Genomic DNA, 23,725 nt, shown 5'->3' on the forward strand with positions numbered 1-23,725 from the left:
CAGTTTCCTGGGAGGTGCGACATTTCCGACTATACGCACTCAGGGCACAGGACGAACGTCCGATCGCAACCCGACCGGACGCGACGCTGCCGTGTGCCCGTCAGCCCGGGGCGAGACGACCCTGCGACCGCCAAGACCCGTCCTCGCCCGAACTCCCCCGTCCCACCGGCCGGGTGGCGTCGCGGAGGAGGTAGCCCCGTTGACACGTCGGCGACAACGCCTGATGGTCTGTTACCTGCTGTGGATGGTGCTGTTCACCGGCGTCTACTATGTCAACCCCTCGCAGCGGATCATCTGGTGGACGGGCATCGGACTCGGCAGCAGCGCGGCCATCGTGGCCGGCGTCCGCCTCAACCGCCCCGCGCACGCGCTGTTCTGGTACGTGCTGGCGCTCGCCAACCTGAGCTTCACCGCGGGCGAGGTCGTCCAGGTCGTCCAGACCCAGTTCCTGCACCTGCACAACCCGTTCCCGTCCGTCGCCGACGGCTTCTACCTGGCCGAGTTCGTGCTGTACGCGGCCGGTGTGCTCGGATTCATCCGCTGGCGCACGGCCCGTCAGGACCGCGCCGGCCTGCTCGACGCGCTGATCCTCACCATGGGCCTGGCGCTGCTCGCCTGGATCTACCTGATCCTCCCGTACGCCCGCAACCCCGACCTCTCCTGGTTCCGGAAGGCCGTCTCGATCGGCTACCCGCTCGGCGACGTGGTCGTCCTCGCCCTGCTGCTGCGGCTGCTGACCCCGCGCGGCGGCAACAGCCGGGCGCTGCAACTGCTCACCGTCGGCACCGTCGGCATGCTGGTCGCGGACACCCTCTACGGGCTGATCCAGTTGCACGGCAACTGGCACATCGGCACCCCCGTCGACTTCGGCTGGGCCGCCTTCTACACCGCCTGGGGCGCGGCAGCGCTGCACCCGTCCATGGTCGAGCTGACCAGACCCGTCCCCACCCAGCAGCCCGACCTGAGCGCCGGCCGCCTCGCCCTGCTCACCCTGGCCTCGCTGATCGCCCCGGCGATCCTGATCATCGAGTCGCTGAACGGCAACACCAGCAACGCGGGCGTGATCGGCGCCTTCTCCGCCCTCCTGTACCTGCTGGTGCTGGCCCGGCTGGCGGTCGTCGTGGTCGCCCGCCGACAGGCGATCGCCCGCGAGCGGGCCCTGCGCGAGGCCGGCGCCAGACTCACCGCGGCCGTCACCGTCGAGGAGGTCGCGGACGCCGTCCAGGCCACCGCCTCCACCCTGATGCCCACCGAGCCCGGGCACGTCGCCCTGCTCGCCGTCACCGAGGCCGGCGTCCTGCACGTGCGGCACGCCGAACGCGGCGCCGCCCAGCACCACCTCGGCCCCGTCACCGACTCCGACGAGGCGCTCGCCCTCGCCGCCTACCGGGAGACCCGGCTGCTGCCCGTCGAGGACATCGGCAGCGACCTCGCCGCCCGCCTCGACGGCATGCCCTCCGCCCTGCTGTGCCCGCTCACCCTCGACGAGCGCCCCTCCGGCGACCCGCTGATCGGCGCGCTCATCGTCACCGGCACCGCGCAGGAGCTCACCAGCCTGTGGGGCTCGCTGGAGATCCTGGCCGCGCAGGCCGCGCTGGCCGTCGAACGGGTCATGCTGAGCCAGGAGGTCAACCGCCGCAACAGCGAGCTGTACTTCCGCACCCTGGTGCAGAACGCCAGCGACGTCATCCTGATCCTGGACGCCGACGACGGCGTCCGCTACGCTTCCTCCTCCGCCGAACGGGTCCTCGGCTACCCCAGCCTGGACGGCACCCTGCTCACCGAGCTCGTCCCGCCCGAGGACAGCCGGGCCGTCGGCAGGGCGCTGGCCCGGATGCGCGGCCCGGTGGACGCCGCCCCGGCCCACGCGCCGGAGCACTCGCCGACACGCGAACCGCTGCGCGAGCAGCCCCGTGAGCACTGGCGGCTGCTGCGGCAGGACCGGACCCCGATCGAGGCCGAGGTCCGCTTCAACGACCTGCGCGCCGACCCGACGGTCGGCGGCCTGGTGCTCACCCTGCGCGACGTGACCGAGCAGCGCCAGATGGAGCGTGAACTCACCCACCGGGCCTTCCACGACTCCCTCACCGGCCTCGCCAACCGGGTGCTGTTCCTGGACCGGGTCGGCCACGCGCTGTCCCGCGGCGAGCGCAGCGGCGCCGTCACCGGGGTGCTCTTCCTCGACCTCGACGACTTCAAGGTGGTCAACGACACCCAGGGGCACGCGGTCGGCGACGAACTGCTGATCGCCGTCTCGCTGCGGGTCTCCACCGCGCTGCGCAGCTCGGACACCGCCGCCCGGCTCGGCGGCGACGAGTTCGCCGTCCTGGTCGAGGACGCGCTGCGCCCGGCCGACGTGGACGCCATCGCGGACACCGTACTGGCGGTGTTCGCAGAACCGTTCAAGCTGAGCGCGGGGGCCGTCCGGGTGACGGCCAGCATCGGCGTCGCCACCACCGAGGACAGCGTCGACGCGGCCGAACTGCTCACCCATGCCGACCTCGCGCTCTACTCCGCCAAGGCGGCCGGCCGCCGCCAGTGGCGCCACTACCAGCCCGCCCTCCAGACCGGGCTGGTGGAGCGGCACGAGCTGAACGAGAACCTGGACGCGGCGATCGCCGAATCCTCCTTCCAGCTGTACTACCAGCCGATCGTCGACCTGCGCACCGGCGGCCTGGTCGCCTTCGAGGCGCTCGTCCGCTGGCCGCACCAGCGGCGCGGCATGGTGCTGCCCGACGAGTTCATCGCCCTCGCCGAGGAGAGTGGCCAGATCGTCCCCCTCGGCGCCTGGGTCCTGGAACGCGCCGCCCAGGAGGCCGCCGCCTGGCACGCCGCCAGCTCCGCCGACCGCGCCGCCGCCGGCCTCCCCCCGCTGCGGGTCAACGTCAACGTCTCCGCCCGCCAGTTCCGCGACGCCGGCTTCGTCGACGTCGTCCGCGGCGCCCTGCGCAGCTCCGGCATCGACCCCCACACCCTCGTCCTCGAACTCACCGAATCCGTCCTGATGCGCCGCGACGACCGCGTCCACGCCGACATGGCCACCCTCGGCGACCTCGGCGTCGGCATCGCCATCGACGACTTCGGCACCGGCTACTCCTCGCTCTCCTACCTGCGCGAGTTCCCGATCTCCATCCTCAAGATCGACAAGTCCTTCATCGACGGCCTCGGCCTCTCCCCGCAGCAGTACGCCCTCGTCGAAGGCATCACCCGCATCGCCGACACCCTCGGCGTCCGGGTCATCGCCGAAGGCATCGAACACCCCGAACAGCGCGACCTCCTCGCCGCCATGGGCTGCCCGCTCGGCCAGGGCTACCTCTTCGCCCACCCCATGACCGCCCCGCAGGCCCGCGCCCTCGTCGGCGGCACCGCGCACGAACCGGCCTGACCCCCGATCTCAGGTCCACACCTCAGGTCCACACCTCAGGGCCGCCTCAGGTCCACGCCCAGCGGATGCCCGCGACCCCGGGCCCCAGCGCGGTCGCCACCACGTGCGCCAGGTGGTGGCTGTCCAGGGTGAGGTCGGCCAGGCTGTCGTCCGGACCCTCCGAGTCACTCGCCGTGAACCACTGGCACTGCACCGGGAGTTCACCCGGATCGAAGCGCACCCGCAGGACGTAGTGGTCCGCCGGGAAGCGGAAGGCCGCACGGTAGCGGCAGCACTCGGCCGCGCTGTGCGGGCGCACCTCGAAGGAGAACACCTGGGTCTCGGAGCAGTGCAGCGAGCGGTCGAACAGCAGCTCCGCGAGCACCACCCGGGCCACCGGATCCCGGCGCACCCGGCCCAGCCGGCAGCTGTCCCCCGCCACGATCTCGACGGCCCCCTCGTCCACCCCCTCGTCGCAGTCGTAGATCAGCAGCGCCCGGTCGACCCCGTCCTGACGGGCCCGGACCGCCACCATCGAACTGAGCGCCGCCAGTTCACGATGCGGCCCGACCGTCACCGTCGCGCACTCGGTGACCACCTGGAGCTTCCCGGCCGCCGGGCTGTCCAGATCCGCGAGCAGCCCGCCCAGATCACCGGGGGTGCGCACCATCTGCGGGTACGGACGCGGCCCGCCGCCGTCGCGGTCCGCCCCGCCGCGCGGCCGCGGCGCACCCAGCAGGGCGGTGAGCGCGTGCGTCGGCAGCCCGAGGATCTCCTCCAGCGCGGCCACCACCCGTAACGACTCCGGGCGCTCAGGTCGGCGCAGCCCGCGCTGCCAGTAGCTCAGGGTCGTGACGGCGATCCGCAGTCCGCGCTCGGCCAGCCGGCTGCGCAGCCGCTCCAGCGGCAGCCCGCGGGCCTCGATCGCGGTGCGCAGCGCGAGACCGAAGGGCCCGCTCCGCAGCGCGGCCAGCACGGCGGCGCTCTCCGGGGCAACACCGGGCGGCGGTTCCTGACGACTGACCATCGGGACTCCCGGGGCTACTGGCCCGGCCGGCACGCGGCGGCGGGGCCGAGGGGACACGGCGGCGGTGCGGGGGCGGGGGGTGCGGGGGACGGCGGCGCGGGGGCGGGGGGACGCGGTACGGGGGGACGCGGCGCGCTGTGAAATTACCGGCTTACCCCGGCCGCGTCCATATCCGGGAGCCCCGCTCCCGGCCGCCCGTCTGCGGCTCAGCACCTCCGCCGCAGCACCCCTCTTCACAGCCCCGTTCACAGCACCGCCCGCGCCCCTCCGGGGGGTCTGGGAGAGGCCCGGCGGGCTGCCTACTCTTCCTAGCAACCCCGGTCCGGGCCCGCCGCGTCGGCCGCGCGGCACACCCCCACACAGCACACCCCCACACAAGGCACACCCCAGGGCGGCGCCGGGTGCACACGGAGCCGCCCGTGCCCCCGCACGAAGGAGTTCCCCCATGAGCGGACCCATCCGTGGGTCGTCCCTGCGCGCCGCACTGGCCGCGCTGTGCATGCTGGCCGCCGTCGTGACCACCGGCGCCGGCACCGCCTCGGCCTCCCCCCAGGCCGCCGCCGGAAGTTCCCAGACCTTCGCCGCCAGTTCCCGGCTCAACATCTCCATGCAGACGCAGGAGCAGGACCAGTGGTGCTGGGCCGCCTCCGGCGACACCATCGCCACCTTCCTCGGCCACGGCACCGACCAGAACTCGTTCTGCGACCTCGCCTACGGCCAGGACACCTCGTACCAGTGCCCCAACCAGCCCGGCCAGCTCTCCTGGGTGCAGAACGCGCTCTCCGCCCTCGGGGTGTCCCCCGGCCAGGAGACCGGCGCCCTGTCCTTCAACACCATCGTCAGCGAGATCAACGCGGGCCGGCCGATCGAGACCGGCATCTCCTGGCTGGCCGGCGGCGGGCACGCCCAGGTCATCTACGGCTACGACCAGAGCAACAAGTCCATCTACTGGGGCGACCCGTGGCCCAGCAGCAACCGCTACAACCTGGCGTCGTACAGCTACTACGCCGGCTACAACGGCCAGTTCAACTGGAACGACTCGCTGTACCGGATCGGGGCGTGACACGATGACGCACTTCCGCGCCCCGCGCGCCCTCGCCGCCATCGCCCTGGCCGGCAGCGGACTGCTCGCCGCCGCCCCCGCCCTCGCCGCCACCCCGGCCACGGCAGCCGGCGCCCCGTCCGCGGCCGACGTCACCGCGGCCGCCGCGGCGGCGAAGGCCGCCCCCGTCGTGCAGACCCTCGGCGGGTTCTTCGCCCACGGCTCCGGCCAGGGCTCCTCCGACGCCCGCCAGGCGCAGGCCGCCGCCCCGGCCCGGGTCGTCGGCGACACCGTCCCCGTGTACTACCTCAACCCGGACTTCGTCGCGGCGGCCTCCGTCGGGGCGCCGGTCGCGAAGTTCGCGTTCATGGCGACCGAGGCCGACGCGGCCGACGGCCGCAAGGCCTCGGTGTGGACGGCCCCCGACCCGCACGCCAGCGGGTCCTGGGCCGAGATCAACATAGCCTCCGGCAGCGACGAGACCGACCACGCCGCCGCCGCGGCAGCACTGGGCCGGGGCGCCGTGGCCTTCGAGGAACCGCAGATCCGGGCCTGGTACGCCCTGGTCGACGGCCAGGTACGGCCGCTCAACCCGGACGCGGTCCGGTCCGTGGGCGACGCGGGCATCACCCTCGCCCAGTACCAGCAGGTGGTCCACGACCGGTACGCCGACAAGCTGCCCGGCACCGACTACGCCAAGGCGCACCTGCTCGGCGGCTTCGACCGGGGAACGGCCCCCGTCGCGGCGCCGGCCGGCGACTCCACCCCGACCGCCGCCCTGCTCACCGGGGCCGGCACCCTCCTCGCCGCCCTCGGGCTCGGCACAGCGCTGCTGCGCCGCCGCCGGGCGGGCCGCGGCACCGTCTGACGGCACCTGTGCTCGGGTTCCACTTTGCGAACAGCGCCGATGGCGGGGCACCTCCGGGTGTCCCGCCATCGGCGGGTAGCGGTGGAAAGCCCGCACAGCAATTGACTGCACGTCACTTATTAATTTCACGACCGTCCCAGGCCCTTTCGCGCACGCGATTGGGGACCCTCTTCGCATGTCGGACACCTCGCTCACCTGGGGCGATGTCATCGAAATGACTCCATTTCTCACGGCTTCTCAGCGTAAGCGATCTGTTACGCAATCGTCATCCTGATTGGTCACTGGGAGTCAGCTGGGGGTGAGAGATTGTGCTTCGGCTTCGATCAGGCCATTCAAAACAATGCACATCCCTTGAGAGAGTTTTTGATGAAACGACGGTCTCGGGCCTCGTCCGCTTTTGCGGGCGGGGCCTTCTCTACGCGTCGGATGCGCCCCGTATCAGCGCTCCTGACGCTCGGCCTGCTGGTGCAGGCCGGCGTGGTGGTGGACGCGGTGACAGCCGCTCCGGCCACCGCCGCACCCTCACCCACCACTCCGCCCACTGTTCCGGCCACCGAGGCGCCTGACGAGGCTTCGGCGCTGCTCTCGGCCCGGCTGCAGAAGCGACGGATCGAGGTCACCAACGCCCGGACGGAGTTCACCACGCTGTGGGCGAACCCGGACGGCACGCTGACCTCCGACCGCTCCACCGGCCCGATCCGGATGAAGCTCGGCGAGGCCTGGGTGCCCGTCGACACCACGCTGGTGCAGACCCCGGACGGCAAGGTGGCGCCGAAGGCGCACCCGGGCGGGGTGGTCTTCGAGGGCGGCGACGCCGGGGTGACGGTGGGCGACAGCCTGCCGGGCGCCGCGATACCGACGACCGCACCGACCACGGCTCCGGCCACGGCTCCGAGCGCCGCAGCCACCACTGCGCCGACCACGGCACCGGCGACGTCGCCCAGTGCGATACCGACGGCCCCCGCTTCCGCGTCCCCGTCATCGTCTCCGTCCGCCTCGGCTTCGGCCTCGGCTTCGGCTTCGGCTTCGGCTTCGACCTCGGCTTCGGCTTCGGCCGACGCGAGCCGGGCCTCCCGCAGCGGCGCCCGCGCCGCCGCCCCGGCCGCCGACCCGCAGTCCACCCCGGCCCCGGTCCCCGCCGAGCGCGAGCTGGTCAGGATCGGCTCCGGTGAGCAGCAGGTCAAGTTCGGCTGGCTGGGCAAGCTGCCCAAGCCCAAGCTGGAGGGCAACAAGGCCACCTACGTCAACGCCCGCCCCGGCGTCGACCTGGTCCTCGAAGCCACCCGGACCGGCTTCGAGCAGTTCCTGATCGTCAAGGACCGCTCCGCCGTCGCCCAGACCGGCACGGTGACGCTCCCGCTGGACACCACCGGGCTCACCGTCTCGCCGCAGCAGGACGGTTCGATCCAGCTGCTCGACAAGGCGACCGGCAAGGCGGCGGTCAAGATCCCGACCCCCGTCATGTGGGACGCCGCGGTCGACCCTGCCTCGCAGGAGCACCTGAACCGCGGCCCGGTGACGATGGAGGTACGCGGCCAGGGCGCGGACACCGAGCTGGTGTTCACCCCGGACGCCGCCTTCCTCGCGGACCCGAAGACCCAGTTCCCGGTCACCGTCGACCCGGTGGTGGACGTCGGCACGACCTTCGACACCTACGTCCAGACCAACGAGAACATCGACGCCTCCTCGTCGACGGACCTCAAGCTGGGCAGCTACGACGGCAAGGTCGTGGCCCGGTCGTTCCTGACCGTCCCGGGCGGGTCGTTCAACGGCAAGCAGATCCTGGGCGCCACGCTCAACCTCGCCAACCATCACTCCTCGTCCTGCATCCCGAAGCAGTGGGAGGTCTGGAACGCGCCCGGCGCGGCCTGGTGGACCCGCTGGGGCAACCAGCCCGCGATGGAGCGCAAGTGGGCCACCTCGAACGACACGTACGACGTGGCGAACGACGGTGACACCCACGACTGCTACGCCTCCGACGGCACGTTCTGGGCCAAGGCCGACGTCACCGAGATGATCCGGTACTTCGCCGGGTTCGGTCACAACGAATACGGGTTCGCCCTCAAGGCGGCCGACGAGTCGAGCAACCTGTCCTGGAAGAAGTTCAGCTCCGCCGAGGGCTACTGGCCTCCGTACCTCTCGATCACCTACAACACCGTCCCGGCCACCCCGGCGACAGTGGAGGTGCAGCCGTCCCAGCAGGGCAACCCGCGCTACACCTCGGACGCGAACCCGCGCTTCCAGGTGCAGGCGGCCGACCCCGACGGCGACCCGCTGAAGATCTACCTGGACCTGTGGCGCGGCGGCACGTTCATCGGCAGCATCGTCCGGGACACCCCGAACGGCGCGATCGCGACCGTCCGCCCCTCCGACTACGGCATCGCCAAGCTCGACGAGGGCGTGCAGTACACGATCTGGGCCATGCTCGACGACGGCAAGTCCCGCTCCGGCTGGGTCGGCACCAACGTCATCGCCGACACCGTCAAGCCCGGTACGCCGTTCGTGAGTTCGGCGGACTACCCGGCGGATGGGCTCTGGCACGGCACCGCCAACCAGGCCGGGTCGTTCACCTTCTCCCCCGCCCCGGGCACCGACGACACCGCAGCCTACGTCTACACCCTGGACGGCGGCACCCCGGTGACGGTCGCCGCCACCGGCGCGCTGACCACGTCGATCACGCCGACCACCGAGGGTCGGCGCGTGCTCAGCGTGCAGTCCAAGGACCGCGCGGGCAACCTGTCCCCGCCCGCGACGTACACCTTCCAGGTCGGCCAGGCGGGCATGAGCTCGCCGGTCAACGGCACCCAGTCCGCGAAGCGCGTCAAGCTCGCGGTCGACGCCCAGGCGCAGTTCCAGCGCGTCGTCTACCAGTACCGCCGGGGCCCCGGCGCCGCGGAGTACAACGTCCCGCGCACCAACCTGACCAAGGCGGACAACACCGCGGTCACCGAGGACAAGCCGCGTCTCGCGGACCTCGGCCCGCACGCCAACTGGAGCGTCCTCGACACGCTCGGCCAGGTCGGCGGCGTCGTCCAGGTCCGCGCTCTCCTCTTCCCCGAGGACGGCTCCGGCAACGGCTACGCCACCGTCTGGAACACCATCACGGTCGACCGCAACGCCGACGGCGCGGCCGGCGCCGGCATCGGCCCCGGCTCGGTCAACCTGCTCACCGGTGACTACTCGACCGACATCACCGACGCCGACGAACGCGGCCTGTCGGTCAAGCGCACCGCCTCCTCGCGTGACCTCGGCCGCGGCTGGCAGCCCCAGGGCGAGCGTCTGACGCTCAACCAGCGGCAGATCGGCACCGACCTCACCGGCTTCACCGCCGGGCAGGCGGCGCTGTCCCGCTCCACGGTCCGCGGCCACGACAACTCGCCCGACTCGCTCCTGGTCGTCCCGGCCAGCTCCGGGTGGGACTCCTTCGCCGCGCTCGGCCCCGAGTACACGCTCGGCCAGGGCATGCAGCCCGGCAGGACCTACCGGCTCACCGGTTGGATCTACGTCCCCGGCGCGACCGGCCTGGACAACCCGCTGGCCAACCGCGGCCTGCGGATGGTCGGCGTCTACCGCACCCCGGCCGGCTACGGCGAGACCGCCTCTCCGAAGGCGTCGTTCACCGACGGCTGGCAACAGCTGACGCTGGACCTGACGGTGCCCAAGGACGCCACCGAGGCCTGGTTCCGCCTCTACAACGGCAACACCGCCGGCAGCGGCAAGGAGGTCTTCTTCGACGACCTGTCGCTGAAGGAGATCGTCGCCCCGTTCGGCCCGCAGTGGGCCGGCGGCCCGGACGCGGGCACCGGCTCGGACTACCGGGCGCTGTCCTTCCCGCAGTCCGACCTGGTCGAGATCAAGAGCAACGACGACAACTCGCTGACCTTCGCCAAGGGCACGGACGGAACGTTCTTCCCCGAACCGGGCGCCGAGTCGATGTCGCTCAAGGCCGTGCCGGCCAAGTCCGGCGCGATCGTCCTGTCGGCCACCGGCCAGTGCCTGGAGGTCCCGAACGGGGCCGCCGGCAACGGCGCCGGACTGCGGCCCGCCGCCTGCACGGGCGGGTCGAACCAGCAGTGGACCCGTGGGGACGACCTGACCCTGCGCCTGCTCGGCTACTGCCTGGACAACCCCTGGGGCCAGACCGCCAACGCCACCGCGCTCACGCTCTGGGACTGCAACGGCGGCGCCAACCAGCAGTGGGAGGTGCGCACCAACGGCACGGTCATGAACCGCCAGTCGGGCCAGTGCCTCGACGCCGACAAGGGCGCCTCGATCTGGGTCTGCTGGACCGGGCCCAACCAGGTCTGGGACCTCCAGACCTCCGGCACCGCCTACGAGCTCGGCGAGCTCGACGGTTCCAAGACCGTCTTCGCCCGCCAGGCCGGTTCGAACATCTACCAGGTGGTGAGCGAGACGGGGCCCGACGCGGCCTCGACCACCCGCTACCAGTACGACACCACCGACGGCCGCTCGCTCGTCAAGCGCATCATCCCGGCCGTCGAGCCGGGCGTCGACGACGTCAACGGCTGCACCGTCGACCCGCTGCCGCGCGGCTGCGAGGTGATGGAGTACGACTACGCCAAGGCGACCACCGCCACGGCCGCGACCCCGGGTGACTATCTGGACCGCGTCCGGGGCGTGAAGGTCTGGACGTGGAACCCGGCCACCTCCAAGCAGGAGGCCGTCGAGGTCGCGCACTACGCGTACGACGACCGCGGCCGCCTCGCCCAGGTCTGGGACCCGCGCCTGGCCACCCCGCTGAAGACCGCGTACAGCTACGACGACGCCGGCCGGGTCACCCGGATCGGCGCCGCCGGTGAGCTGCCGTGGAACTTCGACTACGGCAAGGCAGCGGCCGACCAGGATCCTGGCCGCCTGCTGAAGGTCCGTCGCGGCACGCTCGCGCCGGGCAGCAAGGACCAGGTCACCGGCGAGAACGCGACGTCGGTCGTCTACGAGGTGCCGCTGACCCGCGGCGCCGGCGGTCCGAACGACCTGGCGGGCGCGGACGTCGCCAAGTGGGCGCAGACCGATGCGCCGACCGACGCCACCGCCGTGTTCGGCCCCGAGGACGACCCTGGCGCCAACACCGCCTCGGCAGCGAAGCCCGGTCCGGACGGCTACAAGCCGGCCACCGTCCACTACCTCAACGCCTCCGGCAACGAGGTCAACACCGCGGCACCGTCCACTACACCGGGCGGTGACATCAGCACCACCGAGTACGACCGCTACGGCCACGCCGTGCGCGGCCTGTCGGCCACCAACCGCTCCATCGCGCTCGGCGTCCACCCGGACGCGGACAAGCTCGCTGCCGAGCTGAACCTGACGACGGCCGACTCCGTCTCGCGCGCCCGGCTGCTGGACTCCCGCACCGTCTACACGGCCGACGGCCTGGACGTGACGGAGATCCTCGGCCCGGTCTACCGAGCCTCGCTCGCCGAACAGGTCAACGGGCAGACCAACCCGGCCGTCGTCACGGCCGAGGCCGAGAAGCTGCCGCAGCTGGGGACCAACGCCAAGGTCCAGATCGACAACGACTGCTGCGGCGTCACCTGGTCCGGCGGTGCCCAGCTGGGCATCCGCGGCACGGCGGCGGGAGCGTTCGACGCCATGCGCGTCACCGTTCCCGAGGAGGGCGAGTACGTCCTCTCCGGCCAGCTGACGAAGAACAGCGACCACGGCGTCATCCAGTGGGCGATCGACGGCAAGGACGTCGGCCAGCGGCTCGACACCTACAGCGCCAGCGCCGCGGTGGCCCCGTACACCACCGGCGCACCCGTGAAGCTGACGCGCGGCGACCACGAGCTGAAGCTCACCGTGGTCGACACCAACGCGGCCAGCAGCGGCGAGCGGTTCCACACCGGCATCGACACCGTCACCCTCACCAAGGCGACCGTCAACCCGACGCTCGCCGCCGGGACCTCGGTCGTCGCGCGGGACCACAACACCAACACCTACGACGAAGGGAAGCCCGACGGCCAGGCCTACCACCTGGTCACCACCGCCACCGACGGCGCCCGCATCGACGGCTACGCCGACGACGTGGAGCTGCGCGTCACCAAGCACGGTTTCGACACTCCGATCGGCGGCACCCCCGGCTGGACGCTGAAGAAGGCGACCTCGGTCACCACCGACGCCCTCGGCGCCAAGCTGACCGCCTACGTCAAGTTCGACGCCTCCGGGCGGGCGCTGGAATCCCGCAAGCCGGGCTCCAACGGCACCGACGCCGGAACGGTCAAGTCGGTGTTCTACACCGCCGGGACCAATGCGGACGACGCCGCGTGCGCCAACCGTCCCGAGTGGGCGGGCCTGCCCTGCGTCACGCTGCCGGGCGGGGCCGTCACCGGGGCCGACGCCTCGCGGATGCCCACCACCCTGCCGGTGAAGCGGGTCACGCGGTACTCGGCGTTCAACGAGCCGGAGGAGGTCACCGAGACCAACGCGGGCAAGTCCCGCAAGACCGTCACCGTCTACAACGAGCTGGACCGGATCCTCTCGACCGAGATCACCTCGGACGAGGGCAAGCCGCTGCCGAAGGTCACCGTCGAGTACGACCCGGCCACCGGCGACGCGGTGAAGACCACCTCCGACGGCAAGTCCCTGACCCGGGTCATGGACCAACTGGGCCGACTGATCTCCTACACGGACGCCGACGGCGGCACCACCACCACGGAGTTCGACCGGTTCGGCAAGCCGGTGAAGGTGAGCGACCCGACCGGGTCCACCGGCTACGCCTACGACCGGGTGAAGGAGCCCCGCGGGCTGGTCACCTCCGTGACCGACAGCGTGGCAGGCGAGTTCACCGCCAAGTACGGTCCGGACGGCCAGCTGGTCGAGCAGACCTACCCCGGCGGCATCGTCCGCAAGGACACCTTCAACGCCGTCGGTGAGGCCACCGGCCGCACCTACACCCGCACCTCGGACAACACGGTGGTCTGGGCCCAGACCACCGACATGTCCACCCAGGGCCAGGTCGCCAAGGACACCAGCTCCACCGCCACCCGTTCCTACCAGTACGACCGGCTCGGCCGGCTGGTGAAGGCCGAGCAGACCACGGCCGCCACCGGCTGCGTCACCCGGCAGTACGCCTTCGACGCCCACTCCAACCGCCTGTCCAAGCAGACCTCCCCGCGCGGGGCGGCCGGCGAGTGCAGCACGGCCGGGGCCACGGCGGAGAACCACACCTACGACAGCGCCGACCGGCTCACCGACGCGGGCTTCGTCTACGACGCGTTCGGGCGCACCGTGAAGACGGCCACCGGCGCGACCAACACCTACTGGGCGAACGACAAGGTCGCCGTCCAGGAGAAGGGGGACACCAAGCAGGAGTGGGCCGTCGACGCCGCCCACCGCCTCACCGCGTTCACCACCAGCAAGAAGCAGGCCGACGGCACCTGGGCCAACGCCACGTCGAAGCTCAACCACTACGGCGACGACTCCGACCAGGTCCGCTGGACGGTCGAAGACACCACCCAGGGCAACCTGACCCGTAACGTCACGGGTCCGGACGCCGGTCTGGCCGCCACCACCAGCAGGACCGGTGACATCCAGCTCCAACTGACCAACCTGTTCGGGTCGGTGGTCGTCACCACGGACACCGCGCTGACCAAGCCGGTCGTGCTGGACTTCGACGAGTTCGGCATCCCCCAGGACGGCCAGGCCAACGTCCGCTACGGCTGGCTCGGCGGCAAGGAGCGCTCCGCGGAGGCGCTGGACGGCGACATCCTCATGGGTGCCCGCCTCTACAGCCCGGCCCTGGGCCGCTTCCTCCAGATCGACCCCGTCCCCGGCGGCAACGCCAGTCCGTACGACTACTGCACCGGCGATCCGGTCAACTGCACCGACCTCGACGGCAACTGGGGCATGCCCAAGTGGCTGAAGAAGACAGTGGAGGTCGTCGCCAAGGTCGCTGAAGTCGCGTCCTACATCCCCGGCCCCATCGGCGCCGTCGCCGCCACCGTCTCGGCGGTCTCCTACGCCGCGACCGGCAACTGGGGGAAGGCCGCGGAGATGGCCATCACCGCGGTCGCCGCCACCGTCGGCGCCGGCCCGGTGGTCAAGGCCGTCGCGGCAGCCGCCACGACGACCAGGGTCGCGGCCAAGGCGGGCAAGATCGCCTCGGCCGCCAGAACGGTCTTCCGGCGCACGGAGGCCGTTGCCTGCCCGATCGGGAACTCCTTCACGCCCGACACTCCCGTACTCATGGCCGACGGCACCTACCTGCCGATCGGTGACGTGCGGGTGGGTGACCATGTGGCGGCAACGGATCCGGAGACCGGAACCACCTCCGCCGAGCCGGTGCTGGACGTCATCACCGGCTACGGCACTCGACACATCGTCGAGATCAGCACCGACGCGGACGCCTCGGCCGCCCCGCTACAGGCCACTGACGGCCACCCGATCTGGGTGGAGGGCCGCGGCTGGGTGAAGGCCCTGGAGGTCCGACCGGGAGACCGGCTGCGCTCACCCGACGGCACCACGCCGGTGGTCACTGCGGTCGACGACCTCGGTGACCTGGACGGGCAACTGGTCGTCAACCTCAACGTCGGCAACCGGCACACCTACTCGGTGCGCGACGCGAGCAACGACGTCGTGGTGCACAACTGCTCAGGCGCCAGCCTTTCCCACCTGACGTACATGGGCCACATCTTCCCGCGTCACGTGCTCCGGTTGGCCAACCCCTGGAAGTCGAAGTTCGCCACGAGCAATCCGCGAACGATCAAGCGAATGATCAAGACGGCCATCAAGAAGGCCCCGGCTCAGCCGAACACCAATGGCACGCCCGGCCACTTCCACGTCTACGACTTCGGCAACAGGACGGTCGGCCACAACAAGAACGGCATACGGAAGACCAGCATCAAGGTGGTGGTGCGCCATGGCAAGGTCGTCACTGCCTACCCGGTTTGACACGAGTTGGAGGTCACTACATGGGGCTGGATGTCTTCTGGAATTCCGAACTCCCCGATCTGACAAGCTGGGGACTCTCGCAGAGGACGGTCACCGAATCGTTCGGGGATGAGGATGACGTGCTCATGGACGCCATTGCCAACCTCCCCCGCGAGGGTTTCCCGACACTGTTCCGCATCGACCTCTACGGCGACACACTGCTGGACTCCCGACAGTGTGCGACCGCACGCGCAGAGGTGCGAACGATTCCCGATTGGAGGGAGAATCCGCAGTTGGTGCGCCTGGACACACTGCTGAGCAAATGCAGTGAGGCGCCCGGCACCTTCGTCTACGTCGCTGGAGACTGAGGGGCCCCGTCCCCGGAAGTCCTCGGCTTTCCCACTTCCTCTCGAAGCACATCGGCCGCAGGGGGCTCGTCCCCCTGCGGCTCGACCAACCATTGATCTACTGAACGAACCCGTAGGGGCGCCATCCGAAGTTCGGATGGCGCCCCTACGCACAACGCAACTGGGGTGGGACATGCAGAAGAGGCGCAGTCCCTGGGCTCTCGCGTACTTCCCGATCGGGCTCGTGTGCGCACTGATCGCGGCATCGTCGGCGGCGTTCTTCACCAGGGTCGACGACCTCATGCCGATCGTCCTCGCCGGGGTTCCGGGCCTGGTCCTGACGCTCCGCTCCCCGGTCCACGGGGTCTCCTTCGGCGCGGACAGCGTGAAGTACTGCGGGCTGCTCCGGGCGCGGGCCGCCGCGCTCACGGCTTCGGCGCAACCTCCAGCGCCCGGGAGAGGGCGGTGAGGAGGGGGAGGGTGGGGGCGACGTGGCCGGCCTCGATGGCGCGGATCTGGGCGTCGGTGAGGTCGGCGCGCTTGGCGAGGTCCGCGGTGGAGAGGCCGAGGGCGGTGCGGCGCTCGCGGACGACGCGGGCGAGGGCGCCGGCCGGGTCTCCGTCCGGGTGGGCGGGGAAGTCCTCGATCAGGGGGCGCGCGTGGTTCACCGAACCTCCTCATACGCGGGTGGGGGCGCACAGCCTGGCACATGATCAGAGCGGGAAGTGCGAAGCGGCGGTCAAGGATTCTTGACCGCCGCTTTGTCGTCCGGCCACTTGACTCGCTACTTGACGGGGTGCGGGTGGCCGAGGTGGGGGAAGACGGGGAGGACGTCGGTGTGCGGGGGGATGTGGTCGCTGGTGATCTTGCCGCCGGAGACCATGGTGAGGCGGGCCGAGGTCACGTCGTCGACGAGGGTGCGGCCGTTGGGGTAGGCGGCGGGGCGGGAGCGGTCGTAGCGGAGGATGTCCGGGAGGACGAGCTTGAGGGTCTCGGTGGCGGCCGCAGTGGTGTAGTCCCCGGTGTGCTGGAGGACGGCCGTCCAGGCCTCGCGGTAGGTTTCCCAGTCGTCGGCCGGCTCGCCCGCGTTGTACGCGTCCTTCACCTCCTCCTTGTTGAAGTAGGCGGTGAGGGAGGGGTGCGCGCCACGGTCGACGGAGACGAGCCGGCCGTCCTGGCGGAGGCTGACCCGGGCCCAGACGCCGATCGTCGGGTCGGGGCCGAGGTCGGTGTCGGGGACTTCGAGGGCGATGCCGAAGACGTTGGCGTCGGCCATGGCGTCCTTGCCGGTCCAGGTGAAGTTGTTGACGATCCCTTCGAGGTCGGCGAAGAAGGGGTCGCTGCGCAGGCCGACGGAGAGCTTGCGGCCGTTCGCCTCGATGACGTCGGGCGCGTCCCCGAAGGCGACCGGGGCTTCGGAGAACAGGACGTCCCCGGTGGGCTCGTGCTTCTGCGCGGCGGCGCCGGTCGCCCGGTGGACGGTGACGGTCTGGGCGCCGGTGTGGGTGGGGGCGGAGAAGGTGAAGGAGTAGGCGACGTCGGCGCGGTGGTCGCCGTCGTTGTCGATGTTGATGCGGTAGACGGCGTCGGGGTGGAACTCGGCCGCCTGGGTGGGGGCGTAGGGGTTCGCGTTCATGATCAGGACGGTCCGGCCGGGCGCATCGGCGGCCGGGAAGGCGAACACGTCGGTCAGGTCGAGCCGCGCGTCGCCCCGGGGGGAGCGCAGGTTGGGGCCACTGAGGTGATGGGACATGGGACCGTTGGTAGCAGCCCCCACCCGGCACCGGCCCGACGACACCCGCACTCCGCCCGCCCGTCCGCCGATTGGCCGTCATCTCCCGGCGGACCGCCGACGGAACGCCGACGGCCCGCCGCGTGGAAGCGACGGGCCGTCAGGAGAAGGCTGAATCAGACCTCGGCGGTCGCGGCGAACGCCACGAACGCCTGCCACGCAGCCGGCTCGAACACCAGCTGCGGGCCGCTCTTGTCCTTGGAGTCACGCACGTGGACGATGCCGGGCGTCTCGGCGACCTCGACGCACTGAGCTTCCTCGTTCGTGCTGTAGCTGCTCTTGATGTAGGCCTCAGTCTGGAGAAGCCCCGGGATGACCATCGTGCTGTACTCGTGGATCTCGACTGCCCTGCCCTCCTCAGACGTGAAGGCCCTTGAGGAAGCCGGGTGCCGCTCGCTGATCCGGATCTTCGCCTTCATCACGTCGTCCGCGACGACCAGCAACGCGCCACCCGCATTGAGGACTTCGTCCGCCTTCGTCAGGATCTCGACTCTCGGTGTCCGCTTGCCGCGCTCGACCGCCCCCAACTGGTCCTCGCTGTACCCGAGCCGCTCGGCCAGCTCGCGCTGCGTCAGCCCGGCCCGCTCCCGGAAATGCTTGATCAGCTTCCCCACCGCCGCATAGAACTCCGCGACCCCGTCGGAGTTCTCCACCGTCTCGCCGTCATCGAAGACCGTGCGCTCGACGCCACCCACCCTTTCGACCCATTGATCCAGGTCGACCGACGGGTCAACCCTCCGCATCCGAACCAGCACTCTCGGTGTCCATCGAATCCATGGTCAGCGCACGTCCAGGGCGCCGCGATTTTTCCCGCGCCGGCCGAAATCCCCCTCAGTGATCGAGCCGCCACGCCCAGGGCGCCACGATCTTCCAGCACTCGGGCGAAAGGCAACTGCCCATCTGGAGAAAGAACTTGTCTCACAGTGAGCCAAACTGCTTCACCATCGCGGAGCACGCCGCCGACGCGACTGCGCAGCCCGCGTTCCGGAGCGCGGCTTCGCGCTTCACCCCTGCCTCACCACCACCGCGCGCCGGGGCACCACCCCTCAAGACGAACGGAGTGGGAAGTCGGCCCCGCCGACTTCCCACTCCACGTGCCGAAACGCAGTCCCGTCAGCCCTCGGCCCGTACGCCGCCGCCGCCGAACACCGCCTTGATGAGCCGGTCCAGCGCCTTCGGGAACTCCTGCGCCGGGTCGGACGCGGAGTCGCCGGTGGTCAGTCCGGCGGTCAGGGTCTTGCTGCCGTCGGGGGTTCCGATCATCAGTGCCCCGTAGCCGCCGGGGGCGCCGCCGTTGTGGTGGACGATGGTGCCGCCGTCCGGGCCGAGGTCCTGGACGAACAGGCCCAGGCCGTAGCCGAGCATCCCGTGCGGCGTGCGCATCTCGTCCAGCAGCGGGGCGGGCAGGAGCGTGCCGCCCAGGAGTGCGGCGAAGAACGTGTGGAGATCCCGGGTGGTCGAGATCAGGTCGCCGGCGCCGACCAGGAGGGAGAGGTTCTGGCGGGCGACGTCGGCCACCTTCCACTGGTCGCCGTCCTGGTAGCGGTAGTAGCCGTGGGCGTGCGGCCGGGGGAGCTCCGGCGAGTCGCCCGGCACCACGGTGTCCCGCAGTCCGAGCGGCCGCAGGATCCGCCGCCGCATCTCCTCGGCGTACGGGCGGCCGGTGGCCTGCTCGATCAGGAGCACGGCCAGCGTGTAGTTGGTGTTGGAGTAGCTCTGGTCGGTGCCCGGTTCGAACCGTGCCGGCCTGGAGAGGGCGAACTGCACGAGTTCCCCGGGCCGGTAGCTGTGGAACCGGTTGTCCACCCACTCCTTGCCCATCGCGGGGATCCCCGGTGCGAACGTCCCGTCGGGTTCGAGGTCGCCGGTGTAGCTGGCCAATCCGCTGGTGTGCTGGAGCAGCATCCGCACGGTGATCCGCCGGTCCAGCCCGAACTGCGGCAGGTGGTCGGCCACCGGGGTGTCCAGCCCGATGGCGCCGTCGGCCACCAGGTGCAGCACCAGGGTCGCGACGAAGGTCTTGGTGGTGCTGCCGACCCAGAACTTCCCGTCCACCGACGGCTTCGCGGCCTCGCCCAGCTTGCGCACCCCGGCGCTGCCGACCCACTCCCCGCGCTCGTCGTGCACGCGCAGCTGTATCCCGGCGAAGCCGGCGTCGACGAACTCCTGGGTGGCCTGCTGCAGTTCCGGGCGGTCCTGGGCGGTGTCGTTCTCGACGGTGTGGAGGGTGCTGGTCATGGTCGTTCCTCGTCTCGCGGTGGGATGTGCGCGGCGCAGTTCAGGGGTGGGTGAGCGGTGCCGCGTCAGAGACTGCGGGCGGTGATGTCGCCGTAGGCGGTGGTCGCGTGGATGCTCAGGCCGGCGGCGGCGCCGTCGGCGTTCTTGAGCGCGTTGTGGATCCGGCCGTAGGTGGTGCCGGCGTCCAGGGAGGCGGAGACTCCGCGGGCGGCGCCGACGGAGACGTCGCCGGCCTCGGTGCGCAGCGTGATCGTGCCGTGCACGGCTTCGGTGATGTGGATGTCGCCCTTGGCGGTGGTGATCTCGGCGGGGCCGTTGAGGCGGCCGACGGAGATGTCGCCGGCGAGGACGGCGAGGTGGGCGCCGGCGGTCTCGTCGAGCTTGACCGAGGCCTGCGCGCCTTCGAAGGTGACGTCGCCGAGGCGCCCGACGCCCCGGAGTTCGGCGCTGGCCGTCTTCGCCTGGATGCGGGAGCCGGCGGGCAGTTGGACGGTCACCTCGACGGTGCCGGACTGGCCGAGGATCCGGTTCTCGGCCGCCGCCGCCTCGATCCGCAGGACGCCGTCGGCGTATTCGACGGTGGTCCGCTCCGCCGCCTTCACGTCGCGGCTCTTCGAGGCGTCGGCGGGCAGGACCTCGACCGTGGTGTCGGGCCGGTCGGCGGCGATGAACCGGATGCGCCCGGCGGGGATGTCGAGGACGGTGGAGACCGGGGCGGGGGTGGCGAACTTCTGCATGATGCTCTCCTACGGCTCGTTGTTTCTGACAACGGAAACGCTACGTTGCCTTCAAGATTCCTGGCAACAGTTATGTTGCGTACAATCAGCATCATCGCAGGTCAATGCCTCATTATCGTTGCAACAGTTGCAGATTTAACGCAACGTCAGTCGCGCCGACCGTTGCATTGGATTGCACGTGAACGCTATGCGCCGCCCCGCCCCGGCGCGCCGCCGCATCAGCCCACGGATGTAAACCCCCAGGCCAATGCGCGCGGCCGCACTGTCATCCGGTGGTCGGATGTGGCCGGGTGCGCCGCGATGACAGCCTTCCGCTCAGGTGCACGGAGATCCATCGGACGGCCCGTCAGGGGCGCTTCCCCGGAGGTCCGGTGTCGAACGACGGCCGCACCTGCGAAGACCGCGCGCCTCGGCCCGGTTCTGTCCAGCACACCCAGGGAGGGCCCATGACCACCACGCCGTTCACGAGCCGACACGCCATGACGCGCCGCCGCCTGCTGGGGGCCGCACTGGCCGCCGGGGCCGCCGCACCGCTCGCCCTCGCCCGCCCCGCGTGGGCGGCGGGCGGGACCACCACCCCCGGGACCACCACGCCCGCCGCCAGCACCGCCACCGGCGGCCCGGCGCGCCTCACCCTGCCCGAGCCCACCGGGCCGCACCCCGTGGGCACCGTCCCGCTGCACCTGCTCGACGCCTCCCGCCCGGACCCGCTGGCCGGCCCGGGCCGGTTCCGCGAGCTGATGGCGAGCGTCTGGTACCCCGCTCGCGAGGCCGGGGCGTACCCGCTCGCGCCCTGGATGGCCGACGGCGCACTGCGGGCGTTCCTCGCGGACACGGGCTTCGCCATCGACCCCGCCCTCGCCCCGCTCACCTCCGGCCGCGTGGGCGCCCCGGTCCACCGCGCGGGCCGCCGCCTGCCCGTCGTCGTCTACTCGCACGGCGCGCACAGCCACCGCGCCGACCACACCGTGATGGTCCAGGAACTCGCCAGCCACGGCTACGTGGTGGTCACCGTCGACCACACCCGCGACGCGATCACCGAGTTCCCCGACGGCCTGGTCCTCACCCCGGACCGGAGCGTCCCGATGGGGCCGAAGGACTTCGCCGCGGACATCCGCTTCCTCCTCGACCAGGTCGACGCCCTCGCCGCCGGGCGCAACCCCGACGTCGACGGCAGGCCGCTGCCCGCCGGGCTGCTGCACGCCCTCGACCCGGACCGGATCGGCATGTTCGGCTGGTCGAAGGGCGGTACGGCCACCGCCTACACCATGCTCACCGACCGGCGCGTCCGCGCCGGGCTGAGCCTGGACGGCCCGATGCAGCCGACCATCACCACCGACCTGGACCGGCCGTTCATGATGATGACCGCCGCGTTCACCCGGGCCGGCCAGCCGGACGTCGCCGAGTTCTGGCCGCACCTGCGCGGCTGGCGCCTCGACGTCCAGGCCCAGGGCGCCGTGCACGTCTCGTACGGCGACAACCAGGTGCTGATCCCGCAGGCCGCGAAGCTCCTCGGCCTGACCGACGAGCAGGTCCGGGGCATGATCGGCACCCTCGACCCGGCCCGCGCGGTGAAGATCCAGCAGGCGTACCCGGTGGCCTTCTTCGACCTGCACCTGCGGCACCGTGCCAGCCGCCTCCTCGACGGCCCGTCCGCGGCCTTCCCCGAGGTGACCTACTTGCCGTGAACCCGCGACCGTGGCGGCCGGCCCCTCCCCGGGGCCGGCCGCTACGGCGTTTCGGCCCGGATCTCGTCCAGCGACTCCCCCAGCACCCCCTTGGCCCGGGTGAACCAGTCGGCGATCACCGCGATCTCGTCCGGCGTGTAGTCGGCGAACAGCGCGCCGATCCGCTCAGCACCGGCGCCCCCGCACGCCGCGGCCCCCGTCGGGCTGCCTGCCCGACGGGGGCCGTCGCGTTGCCCGGCTCAGACCGAGGCGCCCTGGGTGACGGGGGCCGTGGCGGTGGGCGGGGTGGTGCTGCCGGCGGTGGTGCCGAGGGCGCGCTGGACCTTGGCGACGGCGGCGCGGTACTGGAAGGAGGCCAGTTGGGGGGAGTCGCCGCCGCGCTGGAAGAAGCCGAAGGCCATGCCGACGGTGCCGAAGCGCTCGACGCCGACGAAGGCGTTCAGTTGGACGCCGGCCAGGGTGCCGTCGAGGCGGACGGCGGGCGCGTCCTGGCGGTCGCCGAGGGTGACCGGGGTGACGGTGAAGGTCACCGAGTCGTTGGCACCGGCGTTGAAGGTGATGGTGTGGCAGCTCTTGAGGGCCGCGGTGGCGGCGCCGAGGTCGGTGGTGAGCTTTCCCGCGTCCTCGGCGGTGAGGGACTCGGTCACCATCGGGTTGCCGCCCGGGCCGTCCAGTTCGACCTCGGCGTGCGGGGTCTCGGGGCCGGGGACGCCGGTGTGCATGTTGATCAGGTCGCTGAGGGCGTCGCAGCCGTTGGCCGGGGACGGCATCGTACTGGGGCCGGCGCTGGGGCTGGGGCTGGCCGTGCTGGGGACCTGGGTGAAGCCTGGGCCGACGTCGTCGACGGTGAGCAGGGCCGCGGTGAGTTGCTCGGAGGTGGGCAGGCCCTGGGCGGGCTGGCCGGGCGTCGCGGCCGCGGCGAGGTGGGCCGGGCCCAAGGCGACCGCCGCGGCGAGGGCGGCGGCGGCGAGGGCGTGGAGCGGCTTCGGGTGGGACATGCGGGCCCCCCGGTCGAGGGTGCGGGCAGGGACAGGCACCAGTGTCCCACCGGGCCTGGCAAGGGGCTCGCGGGCGCGGATCGCCGCAGGTCAGACCCCCTGGTCCGGCTGGTCCCCCTGGTCCGCCGGGGGCGGGCCGGGGGTTTCGAGCGCTTCGAGGGTTTCGAGGGTTTCGGCGAGCCACTGCACCCAGAAGGCCTCCAGCCCGATGCCCGCCCGCAGCACGGCGTGCTGGAGGCGGTTCTCCCCGGCCGTCGCCTCGGCCGGGAAGTCGTGCCGCTCGATCTCCCGGTAGTCGTCCAACTGCGCGCGGTGCAGCGCCAGGTGCCGCCGCACCTCGGCCGCCAGGCCGTCCGTGCCGACCACCGCGGCGGCGCGCAGCCGTAGCAGCAGCGGTTCGCGGACGGCGCGCGGCTCGGCGCCCTCGGCCGTCCAGCGGGCGAGTTCGGCACGGCCCTCGGGCAGGACCTCGTACTCCTTCTTCTGCCCGCGGACGGGGCCGGACGGCGGGAGGGCCCGGATCTGCCCGGAGGCCTCCAGCCGGCCCAGTTCGCGGTAGATCTGCTGGTGGGTGGCGGGCCAGAAGAAGCCGATCGACTTGTCGAAGCGCCGGGTCAGCTCCAGCCCCGAGGACGGTTTCTCCAGCAGGGCGGTGAGGATGGCGTGCGGCAGCGACATGCCGTCGATCCTAGGGCGTGCCCAAGGCGTGCCCAGGTCCTGTCCGGCCGAACAGGGACC

At 71.6% G+C, this 23,725-nt stretch carries 14 protein-coding genes; 6 read left to right on the forward strand and 8 right to left on the reverse strand.

The annotated features are described in order from the left end of the window. The first annotated feature begins 199 nt into the window (after window positions 1–199). Window positions 200–3,385: an EAL domain-containing protein gene (locus AC07AL_RS25095; RefSeq protein WP_478318227.1), complete on the forward strand. Its 3,186-nt coding sequence runs from the start codon at window positions 200–202 to the stop codon at window positions 3,383–3,385. Window positions 3,386–3,431: 46 nt separating this feature from the next. Here the strand turns inward: AC07AL_RS25095 and AC07AL_RS25100 are convergent, their stop codons facing one another. Continuing rightward, window positions 3,432–4,391 carry a helix-turn-helix domain-containing protein gene (locus tag AC07AL_RS25100; protein WP_363579627.1) on the reverse strand — a complete coding sequence of 320 codons (960 nt, stop codon included), beginning with the start codon at window positions 4,389–4,391 and terminating at the stop codon, window positions 3,432–3,434. 445 nt (window positions 4,392–4,836) lie between these two features. Here AC07AL_RS25100 and AC07AL_RS25105 point away from each other — a divergent pair, with 445 nt between their 5' ends. The 4 genes from AC07AL_RS25105 to AC07AL_RS25120 all read left to right on the forward strand — a co-directional run bounded on the left by AC07AL_RS25105 (window position 4,837) and on the right by AC07AL_RS25120 (window position 15,555). Further along, window positions 4,837–5,454 carry a papain-like cysteine protease family protein gene (locus AC07AL_RS25105; protein ID WP_363579628.1) on the forward strand — a complete coding sequence of 206 codons (618 nt, stop codon included), beginning with the start codon at window positions 4,837–4,839 and terminating at the stop codon, window positions 5,452–5,454. Between the two features lie 4 nt (window positions 5,455–5,458). Next, window positions 5,459–6,301 carry a hypothetical protein gene (locus tag AC07AL_RS25110; protein ID WP_478318229.1) on the forward strand — a complete coding sequence of 281 codons (843 nt, stop codon included), beginning with the start codon at window positions 5,459–5,461 and terminating at the stop codon, window positions 6,299–6,301. 426 nt (window positions 6,302–6,727) lie between these two features. Continuing rightward, window positions 6,728–15,208: a ricin-type beta-trefoil lectin domain protein gene (locus AC07AL_RS25115; protein ID WP_478318230.1), complete on the forward strand. Its 8,481-nt coding sequence runs from the start codon at window positions 6,728–6,730 to the stop codon at window positions 15,206–15,208. A gap of 20 nt (window positions 15,209–15,228) precedes the next feature. After that, window positions 15,229–15,555, forward strand: coding sequence for a hypothetical protein (locus AC07AL_RS25120; protein WP_363579631.1), 327 nt, complete (start codon window positions 15,229–15,231; stop codon window positions 15,553–15,555). 404 nt (window positions 15,556–15,959) lie between these two features. Here the strand turns inward: AC07AL_RS25120 and AC07AL_RS25125 are convergent, their stop codons facing one another. The 5 genes from AC07AL_RS25125 to AC07AL_RS25145 form a co-directional block, all read right to left on the reverse strand. Then, window positions 15,960–16,202: a helix-turn-helix transcriptional regulator gene (locus tag AC07AL_RS25125; protein WP_478318232.1), complete on the reverse strand. Its 243-nt coding sequence runs from the start codon at window positions 16,200–16,202 to the stop codon at window positions 15,960–15,962. A 116-nt stretch (window positions 16,203–16,318) separates the two neighbouring features. Beyond that, the gene (locus tag AC07AL_RS25130) at window positions 16,319–17,287 is read right to left on the reverse strand and encodes a DUF4331 family protein (protein WP_363579634.1); all 969 of its coding nucleotides are present in this window, start codon (window positions 17,285–17,287) and stop codon (window positions 16,319–16,321) included. 155 nt (window positions 17,288–17,442) lie between these two features. Then, on the reverse strand, window positions 17,443–18,081 hold the full coding sequence (locus tag AC07AL_RS25135) for a Scr1 family TA system antitoxin-like transcriptional regulator (RefSeq protein ID WP_400804611.1): 639 nt from the start codon (window positions 18,079–18,081) through the stop codon (window positions 17,443–17,445). Window positions 18,082–18,439: 358 nt separating this feature from the next. Beyond that, on the reverse strand, window positions 18,440–19,564 hold the full coding sequence (locus tag AC07AL_RS25140) for a serine hydrolase domain-containing protein (RefSeq protein ID WP_478318234.1): 1,125 nt from the start codon (window positions 19,562–19,564) through the stop codon (window positions 18,440–18,442). 65 nt (window positions 19,565–19,629) lie between these two features. Next, window positions 19,630–20,301 carry a DUF4097 family beta strand repeat-containing protein gene (locus AC07AL_RS25145; RefSeq protein WP_478318236.1) on the reverse strand — a complete coding sequence of 224 codons (672 nt, stop codon included), beginning with the start codon at window positions 20,299–20,301 and terminating at the stop codon, window positions 19,630–19,632. Between the two features lie 446 nt (window positions 20,302–20,747). Between AC07AL_RS25145 and AC07AL_RS25150 the strand changes: the two genes are divergently transcribed. Next, window positions 20,748–21,989 carry an alpha/beta hydrolase family protein gene (locus AC07AL_RS25150; RefSeq protein ID WP_478318238.1) on the forward strand — a complete coding sequence of 414 codons (1,242 nt, stop codon included), beginning with the start codon at window positions 20,748–20,750 and terminating at the stop codon, window positions 21,987–21,989. Between the two features lie 239 nt (window positions 21,990–22,228). Here the strand turns inward: AC07AL_RS25150 and AC07AL_RS25155 are convergent, their stop codons facing one another. Together AC07AL_RS25155 and AC07AL_RS25160 are read right to left on the reverse strand one after the other, a co-directional pair. Continuing rightward, window positions 22,229–22,987: a hypothetical protein gene (locus AC07AL_RS25155; protein ID WP_478318240.1), complete on the reverse strand. Its 759-nt coding sequence runs from the start codon at window positions 22,985–22,987 to the stop codon at window positions 22,229–22,231. Window positions 22,988–23,077: 90 nt separating this feature from the next. Continuing rightward, entirely contained in the window at window positions 23,078–23,665 is a 588-nt protein-coding gene (locus AC07AL_RS25160) for a PadR family transcriptional regulator (RefSeq protein WP_400984124.1), read from the reverse strand. Window positions 23,666–23,725 lie beyond the last annotated feature (60 nt).

Source organism: Kitasatospora sp. NPDC043949, assembly GCF_056435365.1.

What these genes read in the sequence shown, in the direction of transcription:
- AC07AL_RS25110 (WP_478318229.1), top strand. Translation starts at nt 5,459, where the DNA reads ATGACGCACTTCCGCGCCCCGCGCGCCCTCGCCGCCATCGCCCTGGCC.
- AC07AL_RS25105 (WP_363579628.1), top strand. Translation starts at nt 4,837, where the DNA reads ATGAGCGGACCCATCCGTGGGTCGTCCCTGCGCGCCGCACTGGCCGCG.
- AC07AL_RS25155 (WP_478318240.1), bottom strand. Translation starts at nt 22,987, where the DNA reads ATGTCCCACCCGAAGCCGCTCCACGCCCTCGCCGCCGCCGCCCTCGCC.
- AC07AL_RS25115 (WP_478318230.1), top strand. Translation starts at nt 6,728, where the DNA reads ATGCGCCCCGTATCAGCGCTCCTGACGCTCGGCCTGCTGGTGCAGGCC.
- AC07AL_RS25145 (WP_478318236.1), bottom strand. Translation starts at nt 20,301, where the DNA reads ATGCAGAAGTTCGCCACCCCCGCCCCGGTCTCCACCGTCCTCGACATC.
- AC07AL_RS25160 (WP_400984124.1), bottom strand. Translation starts at nt 23,665, where the DNA reads ATGTCGCTGCCGCACGCCATCCTCACCGCCCTGCTGGAGAAACCGTCC.
- AC07AL_RS25150 (WP_478318238.1), top strand. Translation starts at nt 20,748, where the DNA reads ATGACCACCACGCCGTTCACGAGCCGACACGCCATGACGCGCCGCCGC.
- AC07AL_RS25120 (WP_363579631.1), top strand. Translation starts at nt 15,229, where the DNA reads ATGGGGCTGGATGTCTTCTGGAATTCCGAACTCCCCGATCTGACAAGC.
- AC07AL_RS25130 (WP_363579634.1), bottom strand. Translation starts at nt 17,287, where the DNA reads ATGTCCCATCACCTCAGTGGCCCCAACCTGCGCTCCCCCCGGGGCGAC.
- AC07AL_RS25140 (WP_478318234.1), bottom strand. Translation starts at nt 19,564, where the DNA reads ATGACCAGCACCCTCCACACCGTCGAGAACGACACCGCCCAGGACCGC.
- AC07AL_RS25100 (WP_363579627.1), bottom strand. Translation starts at nt 4,391, where the DNA reads ATGGTCAGTCGTCAGGAACCGCCGCCCGGTGTTGCCCCGGAGAGCGCC.